At 67.1% G+C, this 15001-nt stretch carries 10 protein-coding genes; 5 read left to right on the forward strand and 5 right to left on the reverse strand.

The window, feature by feature from the left end:
• Positions 1–4 precede the first annotated feature (4 nt).
• The 3 genes from GH2_RS17360 to lysX all read right to left on the reverse strand — a co-directional run bounded on the left by GH2_RS17360 (position 5) and on the right by lysX (position 5561).
• Complete coding sequence (locus GH2_RS17360; RefSeq protein ID WP_066170908.1) at positions 5–1558, reverse strand: succinic semialdehyde dehydrogenase; 1554 nt, start codon at positions 1556–1558, stop codon at positions 5–7.
• Positions 1559–1602: 44 nt separating this feature from the next.
• The gene (rraA, locus tag GH2_RS17365) at positions 1603–2091 is read right to left on the reverse strand and encodes a ribonuclease E activity regulator RraA (RefSeq protein WP_066170911.1); all 489 of its coding nucleotides are present in this window, start codon (positions 2089–2091) and stop codon (positions 1603–1605) included.
• Between the two features lie 74 nt (positions 2092–2165).
• On the reverse strand, positions 2166–5561 hold the full coding sequence (gene lysX, locus GH2_RS17370; protein ID WP_066170914.1) for a bifunctional lysylphosphatidylglycerol synthetase/lysine--tRNA ligase LysX: 3396 nt from the start codon (positions 5559–5561) through the stop codon (positions 2166–2168).
• 59 nt (positions 5562–5620) lie between these two features.
• Here lysX and GH2_RS17375 point away from each other — a divergent pair, with 59 nt between their 5' ends.
• A complete protein-coding gene (locus tag GH2_RS17375; RefSeq protein ID WP_066170917.1) occupies positions 5621–5833 on the forward strand; it encodes an RNA-binding S4 domain-containing protein in 213 nt (70 codons plus the stop codon).
• Between the two features lie 307 nt (positions 5834–6140).
• On the opposite strand, the gene GH2_RS17380 is transcribed toward GH2_RS17375, so the two are convergent.
• Together GH2_RS17380 and GH2_RS17385 are read right to left on the reverse strand one after the other, a co-directional pair.
• A complete protein-coding gene (locus GH2_RS17380) occupies positions 6141–7124 on the reverse strand; it encodes a TauD/TfdA dioxygenase family protein (RefSeq protein ID WP_066170920.1) in 984 nt (327 codons plus the stop codon).
• 170 nt (positions 7125–7294) lie between these two features.
• Positions 7295–9646, reverse strand: a complete 2352-nt coding sequence (locus tag GH2_RS17385; protein WP_066170923.1) for an arylsulfatase — start codon at positions 9644–9646, stop codon at positions 7295–7297.
• Between the two features lie 198 nt (positions 9647–9844).
• On the opposite strand from GH2_RS17385, the gene GH2_RS17390 reads away from it, so the two are divergent.
• The 4 genes from GH2_RS17390 to GH2_RS17405 form a co-directional block, all read left to right on the forward strand.
• The gene (locus GH2_RS17390; RefSeq protein ID WP_066170926.1) at positions 9845–11431 is read left to right on the forward strand and encodes an ABC transporter substrate-binding protein; all 1587 of its coding nucleotides are present in this window, start codon (positions 9845–9847) and stop codon (positions 11429–11431) included.
• On the forward strand, positions 11431–12390 hold the full coding sequence (locus GH2_RS17395; protein WP_066170928.1) for an ABC transporter permease: 960 nt from the start codon (positions 11431–11433) through the stop codon (positions 12388–12390). Before GH2_RS17390 ends, GH2_RS17395 begins: the two co-directional genes overlap by 1 nt.
• A complete protein-coding gene (locus GH2_RS17400; protein WP_084247591.1) occupies positions 12387–13355 on the forward strand; it encodes an ABC transporter permease in 969 nt (322 codons plus the stop codon). Before GH2_RS17395 ends, GH2_RS17400 begins: the two co-directional genes overlap by 4 nt.
• Positions 13352–15001: dipeptide ABC transporter ATP-binding protein (locus GH2_RS17405; protein ID WP_066170932.1), on the forward strand; the 1650-nt coding region annotated here is incomplete at its 3' end. The genes GH2_RS17400 and GH2_RS17405, both read left to right, overlap by 4 nt.

Raw genomic sequence — 15001 nt, forward strand, 5'->3', positions numbered from 1 at the left:
GGACCTACCGTCCCGGCAGGTACTTCAACGTCTTGATGAGCTGCGGCGTCAGCTTCAGGTACAGACTCTGCGGGATGCCCTTGATGCCGTCGAGCCCGATGAAACGCTGAGTCGCGATGGTCTGCGGTTCGGTGTACTTCAGCAGGCCTTCTTCACCGTGGCGTCGACCCATGCCGGAGATCCCCATGCCGCCCATCGGCGCCGCCGTCGAGCCCCACGCTGCCGCGTAACCCTCGTTGATGTTCACGGTGCCCGCATGGATCTGCTCGGCGATCTTCTGGGCCTCGTCGTTGCTGCCCGCGAAGACGCTGGCATTGAGCCCGTAGTCGGTGTCGTTGGCGAGCTTGACGGCCTCGTCGGTGGAGTCGACGGGATAGATCGCGACCAGCGGGCCGAAGGTCTCGTCGCGGTAGCACCTCATCTGCTCGGTGACGTCGGCGACGACCGTGGGCTCGAAGAAGAACGGCCCGAGGTCAGCGCGGCGACGACCGCCGGCCAGCACCTTCGCGCCCTTGCCGACGGCGTCGTTGACGTGGGCCTCGACGGTGTCGACCTGCTGCGCCGAGGCGAGCGACCCCATGTCGGCGGTGAAGTCGTAGGTCCCCGCCAGCGTCATGTTCTTGACGTGCTCGGCGAACTTCTCGGTGAACTCGTCGGCGATCGCGCGGTCGACGTAGATCCGCTCGATCGAGATGCAGAGCTGACCGGAGTTCGAGAAGCAGGCGCGTGCGGCGCCGGAGACGGCGCGGTCGACGTCGGCGTGACGGGTGATGATCAGCGGGTTCTTGCCACCGAGCTCTGCGGAGAACCCGATCAGCCGCTGGCCCGCCTGCGCCGCGAGTGCGGCGCCGGTGGCCGACGAGCCGGTGAACATGACGTAATCGGTGGTGGCGACGATCGCCTGACCGACCACCGAGCCGGGCCCCGGAACAACGGCGTAGAGCTCGCGCGGGAGACCGGCCTGGTAGAGCAGTTCAGCGAGAGCGAGGCAACAGTACGGGGTGTTGCTGTCCGGCTTGATGACCACGCCGTTCCCCGCGATCAGAGCCGCGACGGCGTCGGACACGGCGAGCGTGAGCGGGTAGTTCCACGGGCTGATGACGCCGACGACGCCCTTCGGCTGGTACCGGATCCGGACGTCGGTGGCGCCGGGGAGCATCCCCTGTGTCTTCCGGTCGGCCAGCATCTTGGGCCCCGCCTGCGCGTAGTACCGCGCGGTCATGGCGACGTCGATGACCTCTTCCTGCGCGTAGATGCGCGCTTTACCGGTCTCGGCCTGCGCGATGTCCATGAGCGCTTCCGCGTTCTCGTGCACCAGTTCGGAGAACCGGTTGATCACCTTGGCGCGGTCGGCGGCAGATCGATCACCCCATGCGGGCTGAGCAGCGCGGCTGCGCGCGACGGCCAGCTCGAGATCCTCGGCGGTCGCCACCGGGATGGTCGCCATCTCGGCGCCGCTGAAGGCTTCGAGAACCGGCTTGGTCGGGCGGTCGGCCACGTTGTCGATGGCGGCCAGCGCCGCGAGACGCTGGAAGTACGCGGGTGCGGGCTTCGGCATGGGTGCTCCTATGTGGTTCTCGGTCGGCAGACGGCGCGTGCCGGTCAGTCGGTGGGCGCGACGAGGACGATGCCGTCGTCGTCGGAGTAGACGGTGTCGCCGGGCGTGAACGTGACTCCGCCGAGTTCGACGGGGACATCGCGCTCACCCGCTCCGGTCTTGGTGGACTTGCGGGGGTTGGTGCCGAGCGCCTTCACGCCGATGGCCATGCCGCCGATGGTCTTGGCGTCGCGGATGGCGCCGTTGGCGATGATGCCGACCCACCCGTGCGAGCGGGCGAGTTCAGCGATGAGGTCTCCGACCAGCGCGGTGTGCACCGACGCGTCGCCGTCGATCACGAGTACGCCGCCCGGGTTGTCCTCACCGAGGATCGATTTGAGGAGTGCGTTGTCCTGGAAGCAGCGAACGGTCGTAACCGTGCCGGCGAACTCGCGGTTCCCGCCGTACTGGGTGAACTGGGTGTCACAGCTGCGGACGTCGGGGCCGATCTCGTCGACGAGGTCAGCGGTGGGCGTGAAGTTCAGCGTACTCATGGGTACCGAGTCTAGGCCGATGTCGCTATTGCTGTAACGCTCGGTTACGTCACAGGAGGTTCTGCGGCGTTCGCTCAGGTCTGCGGCTTCGCGAGCGGAAACGCCAACGACTCCCGGATCGACTGGCCGGTGATCAGCATGACGATCCGGTCGACGCCGAGACCCAGCCCGCCGGTCGGCGGCATCGCGTACTCGAGTGCGGTGAGGAAGTCGTCGTCGAGTTCCATGGCCTCCGGATCTCCACCCGCGGCCAGGATCGACTGCTCGGTGAGACGTCTGCGCTGTTCCACCGGATCGGTCAGTTCGGAGTACGCGGTGCCGAGTTCGACGCCCCACGCGACCAGATCCCACCGCTCGGCGACGCCGTCGACGCTGCGGTGACCGCGGGTCAGCGGTGACGTCGACGTCGGGAAATCCTTGTAGAAGGTCGGAACCGTGGTCTGGGCCTCCACCAGGTGCTCGTAGAGTTCCAGCACCAGATGTCCGGCGTCCCAGTCAGGTCGGTAGGCGATCCCGAGGCCGCGACAGACGTCGCGGAGTTCGTCGGCCGTCGACGTCGGCGTCACGGGTGTCCCCGCAGCCTGCGAGACCGCGTCGTGCACAGACTTCACCGGCCACTCACCGGAGATGTCGACGGTCCGGACGACGCCGTCGTCCCCGGTCCTTTCGATCACGCCGCGCCCGTTCGCGGCGGTCGCGGCGGCGATGATCAGCTCGCGCGTGAGCACCATCATCGACTCGTAGTCGTGGTGCGCCGCATACGCCTCCAGACTGGTGAATTCTGGATTGTGGGAGAAGTCGACGCCCTCGTTGCGGAAGTTGCGTCCCATTTCGAAGACCTTCTCGATGCCGCCGACGCAGAGCCGCTTGAGATACAGCTCGGGTGCGATCCGGAGGTAGAGGTCGAGGTTGTAGGCGTTGATGTGCGTCCGGAACGGCGTCGCGTTGGCACCGCCGTGCACCTGCTGCAGGATCGGCGTCTCCACTTCGAGGAAGCCCTGCGCGGCGAGGTGCTCCCGAAGCGCGCGCACCACCACGCTGCGCGTCACCAGCAGCCGTCGGCTCTGCTCGTTGACCGCGAGGTCCACGTACCGCTGGCGGACGCGCGCCTCGGGATCGGTGAGACCGCTCCATTTGTCGGGGAGGGGGTGCAGGCATTTCCCGTTGAGTCGCCAGTCGGTCGCCAGGATCGAGAGTTCGCCGTTTCGACTGGTTCCGACCGTGCCGGTGACCTCGAGGAGGTCGCCGAGGTCGACGGTGCTCGCGAAATCGAGCGGTTGCCCGGCGACGGCGTCGCGCTCCACCAGCACCTGAATCGCGCAGCTCTGATCGTGCAGGTCGACGAACGTCACCCTGCCGAAGTCGCGTTCCCGGGTCACCCGGCCGGCGATCCGCACCTGCTGTTCCGGTTCCGCGGCCCTGGCCTGCGCGATCGTGTGCGTCGGCGGGCGGGCGACCGGGTAGGCGTCGACGCCGTCGGCCCGGAGCCGGTCCAGTTTGTCCAGCCGCACCCGGACCTGCTCGGGCCGCCGCGCGATCGGGCGGGTTCGTTCCTGCACCACGGCGCGCAATTCCGCGATCACATCGTCGACGTCGACGCCCTCTGGAATCGAGGACACGCCCGACCGGTAGTGCTTGTCGCGTCGCCGCTTCCCGGGCAACTGCACGAATCCCTCGGCGATCATCGCGGCCAGGGCCACCCGCGGAATCACACCCGCGTCTTCATAACAGATGTAGCGCGGCGTCCATGACGGCTGATACTTGGCGTTCGACTTGTACAGCGACTCCATCTGGAAGAACTTCGAGAGGAAGGTCAGCGCCCGGTACACCAGGCGCATGACCGGACGCGCCCCCACCTGCGGGCCCTGCTCGAAGACGTCGCGAAACGTCGCGAAGTTCAGTGAGATCCGCGTGACCCCGACGCTCGGCGCCTCACGCGCGAGTTCCGAGACCATCGTCTCCACCACCCCGTTCGGTCCCTTGCGGTCCCGTCGCATCAGGTCCAGCGACACTCCGCTGCGTCCCCAGGGGACGAAGGACAGCATGCCGATGACCTTCTCGTCGCCGGTGCCTTCGTCCTCCACCGCCTCCACCAGCAGGCAGTCGCCGTCGAACCGATCGCCGACGCGTCCGAGCGCCATGGCGAAGCCCCGTTCCTCCTTGGTGTCGCGCCAGGCGTCGGCACGGGTCACGACGCCTCCGGTCTCCTCCCACGACAGTTCCTTCATCCGCCGCATGCGCACCGAGACCCCGAGACGTTTCACTCGTGAGACCGAACCACGCACCCCCTTCATCGACGCGCCGGACAGGCTGAAACCCGCCGCGTCAAGGATCGCCTCATCGCCGAGGTTGATGGCTTTGAAGCCCGCTGCCGCCAGTGCTTCGGCGCCGCGGGTGCTGGCGCCGAGGACCGCGGGATGCCAGCCGTAGGTCTCACACACGGCCACGAACTCCGCGATCGCCTCCGACCAGGCGTCGGGGTCGCCGATCGGATCGCCGCCGGCCACCGCGGTCGACATCTCGACGCGGTACGTGATCGCCGCGCGGGCGTCGGGGGCGAAGACCACCGCTTTGTCCCGGCGGGTCGAGAAGTAGCCGAGCGAGTCGTCGTCGCCGTACGCCTCAAGGAGCGCCCGGACCACGCGTTCGTCGTCGGCCGTCATCAGCGAGTCGAGCCGCTGCGACCGCAGCAGCACCATGGCCGCTGCGATCAGCGCCAACGCTCCGAACAGGCCGAGCAGCCAGCTGATCACCCACGGCGCATGGTGGCCTGCGAACGGCTTCGCATCGATGATCGCGAACGCGACGACGTGATTGAACGCGTACGGCAACCGTTCGCGCGTGTGCAGCGAGCCCGGCACCAACGTCACCAGTCCCCACCCGGCGAGAACGCCGGCGGCCAACCCGCCCAGCAGGACCGCCAACGACGACAGCAGCGCGCCGCGTCGGACCCGGGTGTGGAACTGCCGGTAGCTCGCGATGAGCACCACCAGGAGGACGACGTCCACCGCGAGGCCGACGACCGAGGCCCACCAGTCGCCCACCCACATCGGGTCGGAGGCGGCGACCAGCACCACCAGCAGATTGAGCAGCAGGTACAGCAGCAGATAGGCGACGGTGATCCACCACGCGATGCGTTTGCGCATCGTCAGCGAGACGGCGAGCAGGCCGAGGACCACCGTCCAGGCCAGGCTGGTGCTCGGCAGCGGAAACAGATAGTCGTCGACGAACATCCGCGGCACCCGAATGAGATGCCGAAACGCCGGGATGAGGCTCGAGAGCAGGGAGACCATCGCGAACAGCCCGGCGACGGTTCCCGCGATCTGCGGAACGCGTCGACCGAAGCCACGAGGGTGCGAGATCCGGCCGATCGTCGCCGTCGACCGCCGATTGGCGGTGGTGTGCCGCCGGGCCTCACGGGTCGACGTCGTCGCCCCCAGATCGCGAGCGTCGCCCTGCGGTACTGTCATCCCCCAAAAATAGCGCTCCCGACGGTGGACAGCACTGGACACAGCGGCACAATGAGGCCGTGGACGAGATAGAGATCCGGGATGAGAGCATCCGGCTGGGGCAGTTCTTGAAGTTGGCCAACCTGATCGAGTCAGGCGCAGACGCCAAAGCAGTGATCGCCGACGAACTCGTGTCGGTCAACGGCGAGGTCGAGACGCGCCGCGGACGTCAACTGCGTGCCGGCGACGTCGTCGAGCTCGGCGGGATCAGCGTGCGAGTCGCAGCTCAGTGAGCTCCTGCTGAGTGACAAGACGTTCGCGCTGCTCAGACAGTGCGCGCGGAGCACGTCGCCACCCGTTGAAGACACGCGCGATCGTGATCCGCGAAGGCTTGCGTCGTTGACGACTGGTTGGCATTTCCTGTCCCTTTCCCCAACTGAAGCCCGACCCCCCAGGCTCTCTGCCTACCTATTGTGTCGTCGCGACGCAGCAAAGCGTTAGCAAATAATCGCGAAAGAGTTCCGTTTCACACTCGGGGCGACCAGACACCGCTGACCGGCCCGTAAGACGAGCCGGTCAGCGACGGTCACCCGGACGTGGTCAGGCTGCGTACACCCCCAGTCGACGAGCCTCCTCGACCACCGAGTAGTGCGATGCGTCGCCCTTCAGGATCCGGCTCTGCTCACCGTCGATGCTGACCGGGACATCGCCGGCCAGGGTGATCCTGTGCAGCTCGCGCTTCTGGCCGCCGAAGTCGGCGATGCCGTAGTGCTGGGTGGCGCGGTTGTCCCAGATCGCGACGTCGCCGAGGCTCCAGTTCCACCGGAACGTGTTCTCGAGCTGCGTGACTCGGTTCTGCAGCAGCTGATAGAGCGGACCGAACTCGGCGGGCTTCAAGGCCGGGAACTCCTTCACGAAGTGACCGAGCAACAGGCTGCGCTCGCCGGTCTCCGGGTGAACGCGCACCACCGGGTGCAGGGTCTCGTACTCCGCGCTGGTGAACTCTCGGTAGTGCTCGGCGCGACGCTGCGTCTCGTCCTCGTCGGCTCCGTGGACGGCGGTCACGTAGTCGTACAGGTTCGAGTGCTTGGCCCACAGTCCGTCCACCAGCGCGCGCAGGGGTGCGGGCAGCTGCTCGTAGGCTGCGACGGTCGACGCCCACGTGGTCGCACCGCCCCACGACGGCAGGGTCACGGCGCGGAGGATCGAGGCCTTCGGGACCCGATCAACGAACGAGACATCGGTGTGCCAACTGTTCGCGGCGCCCTCGATCGTCAGCAGCTGGGATCCGCGCGAGGTGACCGTCGGGTGCGGCAGCGTCGGATCGCCGAGCAGCTCCGCGAACGCGTACTGGCTGTCGTCGTCGAGGTGCTGCTGGTCTCCGAACACGACCACCTTGTTCACGGCGAGGGCCAGGCGGATGGCCTCCACCTGCTCCGCGGGCAGGTCGCCGCCCAACCGGACGCCACTGATCTTGGCTCCGATGTTCTCGCCGAGCTTATCGACGCTGATCTCGGCGTCGGAATAGATGCGCTGCGCCGCTTCTTCTCGGTCGACGCTGTTGGTGATGGCAGTGACAGTCATGATTTCCTCTCGGGTGAAGGCAGGGTTCGCCCATGAATAGGGAACGGACGACAAACGCGGTGTCGGCCGGAAATGAATAGGGATGTGAATACCGAGGTCGGTCCATTCATCAAACAGGAGATCCGATATCCCAGAAAGGTATTGATTCAGCCTGAGTGAAAGTAGCCGCATCAATCCGCATTGTCGGCGGCGTGGTCGTCGATCTCGTGGCGGACCTGCGCGGACACGCGCACCGCACCCGGGCGATACGTGACGGCGACGAGCCCCGGTCCGGCCCGGAACACGCCGCGCCGGCGCCGGAGCTCGGGATCCACGGCGCCCCGCGCGTCGAGCCCCACCGAGATGCCGGTCCAGGGCGCCATGCCCACGAGTTGGACGGCGTCGGGCAGCCTCACCACCGACACCTCCCCGCTCCTGGTGGACGCCCGGATCTCGAAATTCCACCGCACGTGCGGGGTCGCGTCCGCGCGCAGCGTCACCGACTCGGTCCCCGAGGGCAACGCGCCGGACACGCGGGTGATGCGACCGTAGGCGTTGTAGACGAACGTCAGCGCCCCGTCCTCCACCACCAGCAGGTATCCGCCCTGCTGGTCGCCGTGCGCCACCAGCACGCCCTCGTCGGCTGCCGACCAGCCGCGCAACTCCACATCGATCTCGAAGTCGCGGTACGCAATCAGCCTGCTGGAGCGATATCGCTCCAACGTCGGTGTGCCCGCGAGAATCCTGACGGGCGACGCGAACCGCGCGTCCTCGGCCGGTCGACGACGTTGCGCGGCGCCGGGGGTGTCGAACAACGGGAACACCGTGTTGCGCCACGCCGCATCGTCCCAGGCCGCGGCCAGTTCTGCGACGATGTCGGGGTGGCGAGCGGCGACGTCGGTCGTCTCGGCGGGGTCGGTGCGAACGTCGTACAACTCCCAGCGGGGGCTGTCGACGGTCGCCGGATCGTGGTCGTGCAGTGACAGGAGTTTCCAGCCGTCGCGGTAGTAGCCGCGATGACCGCCGAACTCGGCGTACTGCTCGGTGTGCGGCGACGTCGCATCCGGATCGCGGAGAACCGGGGTGATGCTGACGCCGTCGCGGTCTGCGGCCGGGACGCCCTGCCTGGTCTGCGGGCTCGGCACACCAGCCAGGTCCAGCAGCGTTGGCGTCAGGTCGGTGACGTAGGAGAACTGTCGCCGGACGCCGTCGTCGGATTCGTCGCGGGGCAGCCCGCGTGGCCAGGAGACGATGAACGGCACGCGCACGCCGCCCGCGTACGTCTGCCCCTTGTAGAACCGGAACGGGGTGTTGGATGCCTGGCCCCAGCCCCGCGGATAGTGAACGCCGAGGTCGGCCGAGCCGATCAGGTCTTCGTCGTGCGGCACGTCGCGTTCCCAGTCGTGCGGCACCGGGCCGTGAACGAACTGGCTGAAGTACGACCGTGTTCCGGTGGCGCCGCCCTCGGCGGTACCGCCGTTGTCGGAGGTGAAGACGATGATGGTGTTGTCGAGTTCCTCCAAGTCGTCGAGGAGGTCGAGCAGCCGCCCCACGCTCTGGTCCACGCTGTCGACCAGCGCCGCGTACACCTCCTGATAGCGCTGGTACCGACGCTTCTGTTCGTCGCTGAGGTCGGCCCACGGTGCCGCGTCGTAGCCGGGTTCGGTGTTGCGTTCGGCGATCGGCGTTCCGGGATCGAACAGGCCGTCGGCCACCTGTTTGGCGAACCGCTTGCGCCGTACCTCGTCCCACCCCTCGCGGTAGCGGCCGCGGTGACGCGCGAGGTCGTCGTCCTTCACCTGGTGCGGGCCGTGCATCGCGATGTGCGCGAAGTAGAGAAAGAAGGGCTTGTCCGCATCGTGTGCGCGCAACGCCTTGACCTGGTCTATCGCGCGGTCGGTGAGGTCGTCCGTCACGTAGTAGCCCTCGGGGTACTCGTCGACGTCCACCACCGAGTTATCGGCGATCAACTGGTTCGGGTTGAAGAACGAGTTCAGCCCCTCCAGCGATCCGTAATAGCTGTCGAACCCGCGCTGCAGGGGCCACGACTTCCGGGAGCGGCCGGGACTCATGTCCGCGTCGCGCACCAGATGCCACTTGCCCACTGCGAACGTCGCATAGCCGGACTCACGCAGGATTTCGGGAAGTGTCAGGACGTCGTCGGCCAGTTCCAACCGCAGGCCGGGGAATCCCGGGTCGGAGTTCGCGACGCTGCCGTACCCCGCACGGTGTGGGTTCACGCCGGTCAGCAGTGCGGCGCGGGCCGGTGAGCAGACCGGCGTGGTGTGGTAGTTGCTCAATCTGAACCCGGCGTCGGCGAGCCGGTCGATGTGGGGTGTCGGGATCTCGGCGCCGAACGGGCCGATGTCCGAGTAGCCGAGGTCGTCCACCAGGACGACGACGATGTTCGGCGCCCTCTCCGGGGTCGAGGGCTCGTCGGGCCACCACGGCGTCGACTGGGACGTCGTGCGTCCGACTGTTCCTCCGAAGCCGTCGTATCCGCGAGCATGAGCCGGGATCGATGAATCATCGGTGCGTGACATTCTTGCCTCTTCTCTTACGCGTCACCGAAAGGGCTATTCGGCACTGCGCGAGAATGCCGCAGGACGCAAGACGGGGTCAAAGATTAGATTCGGGATGACTGCAAACGCATACATTCCGCCTTTCGGGACGAAAGATCTCCTGCAAGCCGAGTAATCCCCCGGCTCTCATTCCCTCCCGATCAGAAAGCAGTCCCTGCAATGTTCCGATATCCGCGCTCGCGAAAACCGTGGGCCATCCTCCTGACCGTCGTCGTCGTACTCGGCCTCGGCGGCTGCCGCAGCGCGGTCGAGGCACAGCAGAGCACCGCCACCGAGTCCGGCCCGGTGACTGCCGGCGGTGAACTCCGCGTCGGTGTCATCGGCGATCTGCAGCCGAAGACCTTCCTCCAGATCGGCACCGGGAACGTCAACGGGCACGTCCTGTCCAACGTGTTCGACACGCTCGTCACCTACGACCACGAGACGCTCACTCCGCATCCGTCCCTGGCCACCTCGTGGACCACCTCCGCGGACGGACGGTCGTTGACGCTGACCCTGCGCGACGGGGTCAAGTTCCACAACGGTCGGCCGTTCACCTCCGCCGATGTGCGTGCCTCCCTGCTCGCGTATCTCGCCGGTCCGTGGACACCGCAGTTCACCCGGACCGCAGCAGCGATCACCGACTACGACGTCAGCGACCCGCACCGAGTCGTCCTCACCCTCGCGCACCCGGTCGGCAACATCTTCGACCTGCTGGACTCCGCGCCAATCCTCGATGCCTCGAGTATCGACGAACTCAAAGCGGGGAAGGCGTTCAACGGGACCGGTCCGTTCCGCTTCGACTCGTGGACACCGAACACCTCGGTGCGCCTCACTCGTAACCCGGACTACTGGGGCGGTCCCGCACCGCTCACCGCCATCACCTTCGTCGAGGCACGCGACCCGAAGTCGTTGTACACGCGGCTCCGGACCGGCCAGCTCGACGTCGCCAACGGCCTCACCGACAACGATCACGAGATCGCCACCCGGCGCTACGGGTTCCGCGACATCGCTCTGACCAGCGGCGAAACCCAGGTCTACGTCGGCGTCAACGTCGCGAACCCGGCCCTCGCCGATCGTCGCGTCCGTCGTGCGATCGCCTTCGCCGTCGACCGTGAACGGATCATCAAGGACGTCTACCGTGGATCGGGATACGCGGTGAATCTGCCCTGGCCGCGGACGTCGCCCGCCTTCGACGAGGCAGGCAACCGCACGTACCGCCACGACGTGAACCGCGCCCGCGCCATCCTCCGCGAGGTCGGTTCGGTGCCGCCGATCGATCTCGACTACACGATCGGCGGATCCGATCGGATCGTCGCCGAGATCGTGCAGTCGAATCTGCGCGAGATCGGCATCACTGTCAACCTCGTTCCCAACGACCGCACGATTCAGTCGACGAAGCTCATCGGCGGCGGATTCTCCGGCCTGTGGATCCTCCGCCACGCCTTCGCGCAGTACACGCCGTCGACACTCGCGGTGTCCGCGTACCCGTTCAATGCCGCGAAGAACTCGTCCAACTACACCAACCCCGAGTACACCGCGGCCTCCGAAGCCGCGTGGAAGACCGCCGACCCGGAGTCGCCGGAAGCGCTCGCCGCCTACCGCCGCCTCGACCGGGTGTGGCTCGAGGATCTGTTCCTGATCGAGATCGGCGTGGTGATTCCGCGGGCCACCGCGGCACCGACCGTCCGAGACATCGATTGGGACCGACGCGACCAGTTCCACTTCAGCCGGACCAACCTCACCACCGCCGATCGGAGATCCTGATGACCGGTTACCTGCTCCGCAGAATCCCGACGGCGATCATCGTGCTGATCGCCGCATCCCTGCTCGTCTTCGCGGTCCTGCGTTTGATTCCCGGTGGCCCCGAAGCCGCCCTCGCCGGACCTGACGCCGGCCCCGACCAGCTCGCCGCGATCCGCCACGATCTCGGGCTGGACCGCGGGTTCTTCGTTCAATACGGCGCATGGATCGCAGGCCTGCTGACGCTCGACTTCGGTACCAGCTACCAGGTCGGCGGCGATATCGGTGATCTCATCTCGTTCGGGATCACCAACGCCCTGGTTCTGACCGCTGCCGCCGCGGTGATCGCGGTGCTGCTGGGACTCGGACTCAGCCTGAGCGCCGTCCTCTGGCGAAGTCGAGTTGTCAACGCCCTGCTCACCGGCATCAATGCGCTGGCGATCGCACTCCCCACCTTCGTCGTCGGTACCGTCCTCATCGCCGTATTCGGCATCCGGTGGCGCGTCCTGCCTGCCGGCGGCACACCACCTGCCGGGCTCTTCGACGACATCTGGATCACGGTGCAATACCTGCTGCTGCCCGCACTCACTCTCGGGTTGCCTGCGGGCGCGATGCTCGCCCGATTCCTCACCGAATCGCTCCGTACCGAACTCGCACAGCCGTACGCCACCACGGCGATCGCGACCGGGGCCAGCCGCCGCGACGTGGTGTTGGGGCACGCCCTCCGCAACGCGCTGCCGTCCACGATCACCGCGTTCGGCCTGCTTCTGGGGACGCTGCTCGGCGGCGCCGTGCTCGTCGAGGCGATCTTCGGCTGGCCCGGACTGGGACTCCTCACCGAAGAGGGCATCTCCGCCCGTGACTATCCCCTCGTCCAGGTCCTGATCCTCCTGTCGGTGACGGCATTCGTGCTGATCCAACTCGCCGCCGATGTTCTCCATGCCTGGCTCGACCCCCGAATCCGATTGGCAGGTGCCCGATGACCTCCTCCCCCAACACCCTTCCGTCGCGGGCCGTCGTCCCCGACGATCACCACGAGGCGGCGGAGTCCGCCCTGGTCTCCGACCCTCGAGACGTAGCTCCGGGTCTGGTTCCCGAGTCTCCCGCCGACCGCGACGGGGTGCGTGCCCGGACGCCCCTGTACCGGAGCCTGGTGCACGGATCCGGACTGGTCGGCAGCGTGCTGGTCCTCGCCGTCATCGTGGCGGGACTGATCGGGCCGCTGTTCCTCTCCTACGGCGCCGACCAGCAGATCGACGGCGCCTATCTGCTGTCTCCCAGCAGCGACCACTGGTTCGGAACCGACGACGTCAATCGTGACGTGCTCGTCCGCACGCTCATCGGTATCCGGGTCGATCTCGCCATCATCGCGATCGCAGTGCCGGTCGGTGCCGCGATCGGCACTCTCATCGGGCTCGTCGCCGTGTCCGTACCGCTCGCCGACAGCGTCGCGCAGCGGGCCTTCGATGTGATCCTCGCCTTCCCCGCTCTGATCCTCGGCATCGCCCTCGCGGCGTTGCTCGGTCCGGGCGCGGTCACCGTCGGCATCGTTATCGCCGTCGCCGAGATCCCGATCTACGGACGCCTGGTCCGGACCGCGGTGCTGCGGGTTCGCGAGCAGCCGTACGTCGAAGCCGCACGCGTCAGCGGGGCTGGCACCGGCCGTGTGCTGTTGCGGCACGTGTTGCCCAATTCGGTTGAGGCACTGGGCGTTCAGTTCGCCCTCTCCCTTTCGCTCGGCGTGTTCATCGAAGGCGCGCTCGGCTACCTCGGCGTCGGCGTCGTCCCACCGACACCGTCTCTCGGTGGCCTCATCGCCGCCGGAAACAGCTACCTCGAGACCAATCCGTGGTTCTCGCTGGGGCCGCTGATCGTCATCTCCGCCCTCGTCTTGGGCCTCTATCTGATCGCGCAGTCGATCTCGAACGACCGAAGGAACCTCCGATGACCGCCATCGACACCGACGTGCCCGCCCTCGAAGTCACCGACCTCCACGTGACCTTCGATTACCCGCGCCCCGCGGTCGCAGGAATCAGCCTGCACGTCGACCGCGGCGAGATCGTCGCGCTGGTCGGCGAGTCGGGTTCGGGAAAGACGATGACCGCCAAAGCCGCCATCGGGTTGCTCCCTGCCGGGGCTACCGCCACCGGTTCCGTGCAGGTCGACGGCCAGGAGGTGCTCGGTCTGTCGGAGCGGGAGCTCACGGAGATTCGCGGCAATCGCGTGGCGATGGTCTTCCAAGAACCGCAGACTGCTCTCAACCCGGTGCAGACGATTGGCTGGCAGGTGCGACAAGCGCTCACCCGCCATCAGAAGCTGTCGCGGTCGCAAACACGTGAGCGCGCCGTAGAACTGCTCCGCCTCGTCGAGATACCCGATCCGGAGAAGCGTATCGCGTACTACCCTCACCAGCTGTCTGGCGGCCAGAAGCAACGAATCGTGATCGCGTTGGCCCTTGCCGGCGATCCAGCGCTGCTCCTCGCTGACGAACCGACGACGGCGCTCGACGTCTCCGTGCAGCGCGAGATCCTCGATCTGCTGGTCCGTCTCCGCGACCGCACGCACGCGGGCATTCTGCTGATCACGCACAACCTCGGCGTGGTCGCCGAGATCGCCGACCGGGTGGTCGTCGTGCAGTTGGGCGAGACCGTCGAAACCGGCGAGGTCCAGCAGATCTTCGCGCGTCCCACCGACTCGTACACCCGGCAGCTTCTCGCGTCCGTGCCTCGATTGGACGCTGCGGACCGTACACAGCGAACCGACACCGGAGACCGGACTGCCCCGAAGCCGGTGGTCGCCGTCGAGCGGGTGACCGTCGAGCATCCGGGATCGTTCGGCTCCAAGTCCCATGTCGCGTTGTCGGAGGTCTCGCTGGTGGTTCAACCGGGGCAGGTCGTCGGCGTGGTCGGTGAGTCCGGGTCGGGCAAGACGACATTGGGTCGTGCCATCGGAGGTCCTCTTCCGCTCTCGTCCGGCCGCATCCTGGTCGACGGCCAAGACTTCGCCAAGTTGTCAGGAAAGGAACTGCGCGCCGCTCGACGCCGCATCGCCTTTGTGCCGCAGGACCCGACGGCGTCGCTCGATCCCCGATTCACGGTTGCCGAATCGATCCGGGAGCCGTTGGAGATCCAGGGCATTGGTGATCGACGTTCGCGCGCCACTCGCGTCGCCGAACTGCTGACCGCAGTTCAGCTTCCGACGTCGTTCGCGGCCCGACTTCCGCATGAGCTCTCCGGTGGGCAACGTCAACGAGTCGCGCTCGCGCGTGCATTGTCGACTGACCCAGAGCTTCTCATCGCCGATGAGCCGACGAGTGCGCTCGACGTCTCTGTTCAGGCCCGCGTCCTCGACCTGTTCGCTCAACTGCAGGCCGACATCGGCTTCGCCGCACTGTTCATCAGTCACGATCTGGCCGTCGTACGCCAGGTCTCCGACCGCGTGACCGTGCTCAAAGCCGGCCGAGTCGTGGAGTCCGGAAGTGCGACGCGGATCTTCATCCAGCCAGCCACGGACTACACCCGAACCCTGGTGGACGCGATCCCGTTCCCCGACCCCGCACGCCCCCGCTTAGGTCGCCCCGTCGCCCCGACACGT

Source organism: Gordonia hydrophobica NBRC 16057 (assembly GCF_001592365.1).
In the GTDB taxonomy this organism is placed as follows: Bacteria; Actinomycetota; Actinomycetes; order Mycobacteriales; family Mycobacteriaceae; genus Gordonia; species Gordonia hydrophobica.

Bases quoted from the DNA above. Each gene is read 5' to 3' on its own strand.
- lysX (WP_066170914.1), bottom strand. From the start codon at position 5,561: ATGACAGTACCGCAGGGCGACGCTCGCGATCTGGGGGCGACGACGTCG.
- GH2_RS17395 (WP_066170928.1), top strand. From the start codon at position 11,431: ATGACCGGTTACCTGCTCCGCAGAATCCCGACGGCGATCATCGTGCTG.
- GH2_RS17385 (WP_066170923.1), bottom strand. From the start codon at position 9,646: ATGTCACGCACCGATGATTCATCGATCCCGGCTCATGCTCGCGGATAC.
- GH2_RS17400 (WP_084247591.1), top strand. From the start codon at position 12,387: ATGACCTCCTCCCCCAACACCCTTCCGTCGCGGGCCGTCGTCCCCGAC.
- GH2_RS17360 (WP_066170908.1), bottom strand. From the start codon at position 1,558: ATGCCGAAGCCCGCACCCGCGTACTTCCAGCGTCTCGCGGCGCTGGCC.
- GH2_RS17380 (WP_066170920.1), bottom strand. From the start codon at position 7,124: ATGACTGTCACTGCCATCACCAACAGCGTCGACCGAGAAGAAGCGGCG.
- rraA (WP_066170911.1), bottom strand. From the start codon at position 2,091: ATGAGTACGCTGAACTTCACGCCCACCGCTGACCTCGTCGACGAGATC.
- GH2_RS17390 (WP_066170926.1), top strand. From the start codon at position 9,845: ATGTTCCGATATCCGCGCTCGCGAAAACCGTGGGCCATCCTCCTGACC.